This window comes from Flavobacterium sp. UBA4854 (assembly GCF_002399805.1).
Classification (GTDB): domain Bacteria; phylum Bacteroidota; class Bacteroidia; order Flavobacteriales; family Flavobacteriaceae; genus Flavobacterium; species Flavobacterium ginsengisoli.
This window is the reverse complement of the sequence record NZ_DHEI01000151.1, coordinates 1-5948: the sequence shown is the minus strand read 5'-3', so window position 1 is coordinate 5948 and position 5948 is coordinate 1. Positions and strand designations below refer to the sequence as shown.

Genomic DNA, 5948 nt, shown 5'->3' with positions numbered 1-5948 from the left:
TCAATTAAAACTTGAGCCTTTTTGTTGTCAACATAAAACTTAAAAGAAAAGTCTTTGATTTTTGTATCATAAAGCACCCATTTACGAGGATATTTTTCGGCAAAAGCTACCCAAAATTCTCTTTTTATTCTTTGCGATTCTTCTTTGCTGTACATTTTTTTAGGCTTTAATAATAGAAAACTTGTGGTACTGCGTTTTCTGGAGTATATTTATGTTTTATTTGAAAGTACAAAAATAAGCTTTGATTATGAATTTTCAAGACTTTTTGAAATATGTTCCCAATATAATTCCTGTAGAGCTTCCAGCAGTAACCTCACATTTAAAAATGGCTCCCAAAGAACGTATAGAAGGATTAAAGAATCTTGATATCGAAGCGTTAAATGCCAGAATGGCTGGAGTAATGATGCTGTTTTATCCAAAACAAGAAAAAACACATCTCGTTTTGATTGTTAGAAATGCTTATGATGGGGTTCATTCGGCTCAGATTGCATTTCCGGGAGGGAAGTATGAAAAGGAAGATTTAGATTTTGAAACCACAGCACTTAGAGAAACACATGAAGAAGTAGGAATTACGAGTGATAAAATAAATATAATTAAGCATTTTTCTCCAATGTATATTCCGCCAAGTAATTTTTTGGTGCATCCGTTTTTGGGAATTGCAACAGAAGAACTTTCTTTTTACCCTGATATAAGAGAGGTAGCCGGAATTATAGAACTGCCTTTGTCTGTTTTTTTAAATGATGATATTATTATCGAAGCCAGATTATCAACTTCTTATGGGGCAAATATTTTAGTTCCTGCTTTTAATATTCAGAATCATGTTGTTTGGGGAGCCACGGCAATGATTTTGAGCGAATTGCGAGATGTCTTAAAAGAAGCGATTGAAGAAATAAATTTGATAAAGTTTATTTAATGATTTGATATTCATTTGGATATCTCGTTAATTGGAGAAATTGTTTTATACTGTTGCTAAAAGAATAATTTTTGTATGTTTGCGACCTAACAAAAAAATAAGATAAATTAGTTATGGGATTGTTTAAACGAAATCCTTTTGGGCATATATTATTCATCAAGAAATGGTTAATCCGAATTCTAGGTGCCATGACTCACAAGAGATATAGAGGTTTTAATGAATTGCAGATTGAAGGATCTGAAATTATTAAAACACTCCCAGATACTAATGTTTTATTTATATCCAATCACCAGACTTACTTTGCAGACGTTGTAGCGATGTTTCATGTTTTTAACGCCAGTTTATCAGGACGTCAAGACACGATTAAAAATATCGGTTATTTGTGGCAACCAAAAATGAACATTTATTATGTTGCGGCAAAAGAAACGATGCAAGCAGGATTACTGCCAAGAATTTTGGCCTATGTGGGTGCAATTACAGTTGAAAGAACTTGGAGAGCAAAAGGAGTTGATGTAACAGAAAAACGCGATGTTAACCCAAATGATACTGAAAATATTAGAATTGCGCTTGAAGACGGTTGGGTGATTACTTTTCCTCAAGGAACAACAAAATCTTTTAAACCAGTTCGTAAAGGAACAGCACATATCATCAAACAACACAAACCCCTTGTTATTCCGATTGTAATTGACGGCTTCCGCAGATCATTCGATAAAAAAGGACTTCGAATGAAGAAAAAAGGAATACTACAATCTTTCATTATCAAAGAACCTTTAGATATTGATTATGAAAATGATACAATCGAACAAATTGTAGAAAAAGTAGAATACGCAATTGAACAACATCCATCATTTTTAAAAGTTATTCCTGCCGAAGAAATCAAAGTACAAGAAGAACTGAACAAATTAAGACGTTGGGATTATTAAAAGTTAGTTTTGTTTTGTTTTGTTTTGTTTCAAGTTTAAGGTTTCAAGTTTGCTTTGTCTGGCTGAGCGAAGTCGAAGCCTAACTTTGTGCCCTTCGACTTCGCTCAGGGTGACAAATCGATTTTTCATCAGGCTTTTGTGTTTATGGTTTTAGGTTTCAAGTAGGAAAAACTTTGTCCCTTTGCAACTCAGAACCTTTGTGCCTTAAAGAAAAACTTAGAACCTTAGCATCTTAGATTAAAAATCTATCTTCTTCAACTCCTTATAATTAGCATACAATCTTCTTAAAAGTGTTCCGTAGATAATTCTGTAGAAACACCAAAACAATCCGAAGAAGCCTAAGATTACTAAGAACAGAATGCCTATTGTTACAAACATAGCTTTTCCGTTCATTGCTAATTTGTTTCTAAGAAACTCCATATCTGGATTGTAGACAAAAGCAATAAAGAAGCTCAAAATGGCTGTAATTACAATCATTCCTAAATTGTACCAAACATAATATTGAACTGTTTTACGAGTTTTTAAAATAGCGCTCATTAGAGATTTTGTGGCTATTGTGGTCGAAATTGTTTTATAATTTTTATAGAAAATGTAAACAAAAATTAAAACGACAACATAATTAAAATACGTTAGAAACTCTAAAGCTGCTACTATTTCAGGATGATTCATTTTTCGCAGTACATCATCTGTATTGATGAATAAGTTCGAAAAAGTCCAAAAGGAAATCTCCAAAATACTGATAATTAAAATCCATTTTACAATAGAAGATGACTTTCTATGAATCATCTTGTAGATTTCGTTTTCAGAAATTTGTTGAAAAGAACCTGAGTTCTTCTGCCAGTCTTTTTTTAGTAAATCCAGTTCTTTCATAATAATTTTTAAGGATTTAGTATTTTTTTAAGTTTCCCCTTAATTCTGTTCATTTTCACGCGCGCATTCACTTCGCTGATTCCTAAGGTTTCAGCTATTTCTTGATAATCTTTGTCTTCTAAATACATAAAAACTAATGCCTTTTCGATGTCATTCAATTGATAAACTGCTTTATACATCAGTTTAATCTGTTCTTCTTCTTCATAATTATAGTCAACATCTTTTACAAAATGCTGATGATTTTCATAATCTACGGTCGATATAGTTCTTTTGGTTTTGCGGTATAAGGTAATCGCTGTGTTTAAGGCAACACGATATGTCCAAGTCGAAAATTTACTGTCGCCTCTAAATTTTGGATAAGCTTTCCAAAGCTGAATGGTAATCTCTTGAAACAGGTCTTTATGAGCATCTTCGCCAGCAGTATATAATCTACAAATCTTGTGGATTATATTCTGATTTGCCTGCAGCTGCGCAACAAATGACTGTTCTAGATTTTCACTCATAATGTATTAGTAGTTATGAAATCATTTTTGTTACAGTTGGTGTTTATTTTTTTTTGCCACAGATTGAACAGATTTTAATGATTTCTATTTTTAGACTAAATGATTAAAAGAGATTAGAAATCATTTTTAATCATTTAATCTGTGGCAAAAGAAATTATAGTTCTCTTGTTTTATAGTAATTAATCGTCAAATCGATGAATTTACTATAGCTTTTCATTCCATCTTTTTGGTTATTTGTTTTTAAAAAGCTATCCCATAGAAAATGAAAACCTTCGTCTATAAAGGTGTCATATTTTTTCCAGAAATCTTGGTCTTCTTGATAGTTTTTTAAAATTCCAGTATTTACTTGTTTCTTTAGTATTTCAAAAATTTTCTCGTTTTTAAACTGCCAGATTCCGAGACAATAGCGTAATGCAAAACTATATCCGGCATATTGATAATATAAATTGTCATTTTTGACAGAAGCCAAAAGACCAATAAAATTGCATTCACTTTCACTTGCAAAACCAATCTGATGTGCCATTTCATGAGATGTAGTTAGCGGAAAAGTGTACATTGGCAATAAGTCGTTAATTTGCGCTTCGTTTGTAAATGGATTTAAATAACCGCCAAATCCCATGTAAGTTAAAGGAAGGCTGAACAATGATTTTTTTACACTTAATGTTTTGTATTCAAAATAAGGATGTTCTTTTGCTAAATTATCATAACCGTTTAAAATCATGTTAAATGACTCTTTCTGTGAATATGGAAAGACAATTTTAGAGCTTTTATTTTTTGTGATTTGAAACTGAACTTCATTCGTCTTTACAATTAATCTTTTAGTAAAAGCCAAAAGATCAGCATCGGTATATTCTCTTTTGATTTCCATTTTTTCAAAAAGAGGTTTGCGATAATAATTGAAAGCCCAAAGCAGATGGAAGAAAAAGTAAAAAACAGAAATTTTGCCTATTATTTTTAAAAGATGATCTTTCCAATTAGTCTTCCATGTCCCTCTTATTTTCCAAAACCAGCTAATTATAGAAATCATCAAAATAGCATAAATTATGTCGCCGACAGAAAACGGAACTTTACCTAAAACCGTTCTAGAAAAATGTGAAATCCTAGCGAATAAATTTTTACTGTAAAAACCTTCAACAAAATCTGGGAAGTATGGAAGGATTTTATAAAAAATGATTTGAACTATTAAAAATAAAGGTAAAACGTATTTTGATTTCACAAGGTAAATTTTAGATACGTAAATATAAATACAATATCGAATGATTAAAAAAAGTTCGTCATGAATTCTACGAATTTTAGTTAATTATTGATTTATTTCATTTTAGATCCGTTTTAATTTGTGCTAATTAGTGCAATTCGTGGCAAAAAAAGCAATTAAACTTTGTAACTTTGAAGCTCTTAATTGTTAAACATCAAACAAAATATAATGAGTCAAGAAATTAGAAATCTGGAACCAAAAGCGCTTTGGAACAAATTTGCAGATTTAAATGCTGTTCCTCGTCCATCGAAGAAAGAAGAGCGTGTAATTGAGTTTATGAAAAACTTTGGAAACAGCTTAGGTTTAGAAACTTTTGAAGATGAAATCAGAAACGTAATCATCAGAAAACCGGCAACTCCGGGAATGGAAAACCGTAAGCCAATCGTAATGCAAGGACATTTAGATATGGTGCACCAAAAAAATGCCGATACCGTTTTTGATTTTGATACACAAGGAATCGATATGTATGTGGATGGTGACTGGGTTCGCGCACGCGGAACAACACTTGGAGCTGATAATGGGCTAGGAGTGGCGACTATTATGGCAATTCTAGAAAGTAAAGATATTCCGCATCCTGCAATCGAAGCTTTGTTTACAATTGATGAAGAAACAGGAATGACTGGAGCTTTAAATCTAAAAGGCGGAATTTTGGAAGGTCAGATTTTATTGAATTTGGATACTGAAGAGGATGATGAAATTGATATTGGATGTGCTGGTGGAATTGATGTAACAGCAACAAGAACATATCATGAAGAAGAAGTTCCAGAAGGTTCTGTTGGTTATACTATTACAGTAAAAGGCTTAAACGGTGGGCATTCAGGAATGGATATTCATAAAGGTTTAGGAAATGCCAATAAAATCATGAACCGTTTATTGTTTGATGCATTTGAAAACTTTGGTTTACAGATTGTAGAAATCAACGGTGGAAGTCTTAGAAATGCAATTCCGAGAGAAAGCGTTGCCAAAGTAATTATTTCTCAGATGTTTGATGAAGCTTATGTTTATGATATGCAGGAGATTATTTCTGATATCAAAGCAGAATATAAAACAACTGAACCAAACTTATCAATTGAAATCGTAAAAGGAGATTTACCTGAAAAAGTAATGGAACTTGGTGTTCAAGAAGGAATCATCAGAGCGATTTATGCAGCTCAGAATGGAGTTTATAAAATGAGTGCTGATATGGCTGATTTAGTTGAAACTTCAAATAATATTGCTCGTGTAGTAATTAAAGACGGTAAAATTTTAGTTGGATGTTTAACGCGTTCTTCTGTGGAATCTTCAAAATTTGATTTGGCTAATTCTTTACGTTCTGCTTTTGAACTAGTTGGATGTGAAGTAGAACTTTCTGGTTCTTATCCAGGTTGGACGCCAAATGTAAACTCTGAAATTTTAGAAGTTCTAAAAGAAATCTATGAAAAGCAAAATGGCGAACAGCCAAAAGTAGTGGCTTGTCACGCTGGTTTAGAGTGCGGAATTTTAGG

At 32.2% G+C, this 5948-nt stretch carries 7 protein-coding genes; 3 read left to right on the top strand and 4 right to left on the bottom strand.

Annotation, left to right across the window (positions count from 1 at the left end; translation table 11 throughout):
• Positions 1-155: DUF4268 domain-containing protein (locus B3J44_RS21770; RefSeq protein ID WP_286971405.1), on the bottom strand; the 155-nt coding region annotated here is incomplete at its 3' end.
• A gap of 92 nt (positions 156-247) precedes the next feature.
• Here B3J44_RS21770 and B3J44_RS21765 point away from each other — a divergent pair.
• Both B3J44_RS21765 and B3J44_RS21760 read left to right on the top strand, forming a co-directional pair.
• On the top strand, positions 248-913 hold the full coding sequence (locus tag B3J44_RS21765; protein WP_286971383.1) for an NUDIX hydrolase: 666 nt from the start codon (positions 248-250) through the stop codon (positions 911-913).
• Between the two features lie 113 nt (positions 914-1026).
• Positions 1027-1836 carry a lysophospholipid acyltransferase family protein gene (locus tag B3J44_RS21760; protein WP_286971382.1) on the top strand — a complete coding sequence of 270 codons (810 nt, stop codon included), beginning with the start codon at positions 1027-1029 and terminating at the stop codon, positions 1834-1836.
• A gap of 237 nt (positions 1837-2073) precedes the next feature.
• Here B3J44_RS21760 and B3J44_RS21755 read toward each other — a convergent pair whose 3' ends face one another.
• From B3J44_RS21755 to B3J44_RS21745, 3 genes are all read right to left on the bottom strand, one after another.
• On the bottom strand, positions 2074-2706 hold the full coding sequence (locus B3J44_RS21755; protein WP_286971381.1) for a hypothetical protein: 633 nt from the start codon (positions 2704-2706) through the stop codon (positions 2074-2076).
• An 8-nt stretch (positions 2707-2714) separates the two neighbouring features.
• Positions 2715-3209, bottom strand: a complete 495-nt coding sequence (locus B3J44_RS21750; RefSeq protein WP_008462500.1) for an RNA polymerase sigma factor — start codon at positions 3207-3209, stop codon at positions 2715-2717.
• A gap of 154 nt (positions 3210-3363) precedes the next feature.
• A complete protein-coding gene (locus B3J44_RS21745) occupies positions 3364-4425 on the bottom strand; it encodes a DUF3810 domain-containing protein (protein WP_286971380.1) in 1062 nt (353 codons plus the stop codon).
• Positions 4426-4632: 207 nt separating this feature from the next.
• On the opposite strand from B3J44_RS21745, the gene B3J44_RS21740 reads away from it, so the two are divergent.
• Positions 4633-5948, top strand: a 1316-nt coding sequence (locus tag B3J44_RS21740; protein WP_286971379.1) for an aminoacyl-histidine dipeptidase, incomplete at its 3' end; no start/stop codon positions are given.

Coding starts and splice junctions, on each gene's coding strand:
- B3J44_RS21765 (WP_286971383.1), top strand. CDS start 248: ATGAATTTTCAAGACTTTTTGAAATATGTTCCCAATATAATTCCTGTA.
- B3J44_RS21760 (WP_286971382.1), top strand. CDS start 1,027: ATGGGATTGTTTAAACGAAATCCTTTTGGGCATATATTATTCATCAAG.
- B3J44_RS21755 (WP_286971381.1), bottom strand. CDS start 2,706: ATGAAAGAACTGGATTTACTAAAAAAAGACTGGCAGAAGAACTCAGGT.
- B3J44_RS21750 (WP_008462500.1), bottom strand. CDS start 3,209: ATGAGTGAAAATCTAGAACAGTCATTTGTTGCGCAGCTGCAGGCAAAT.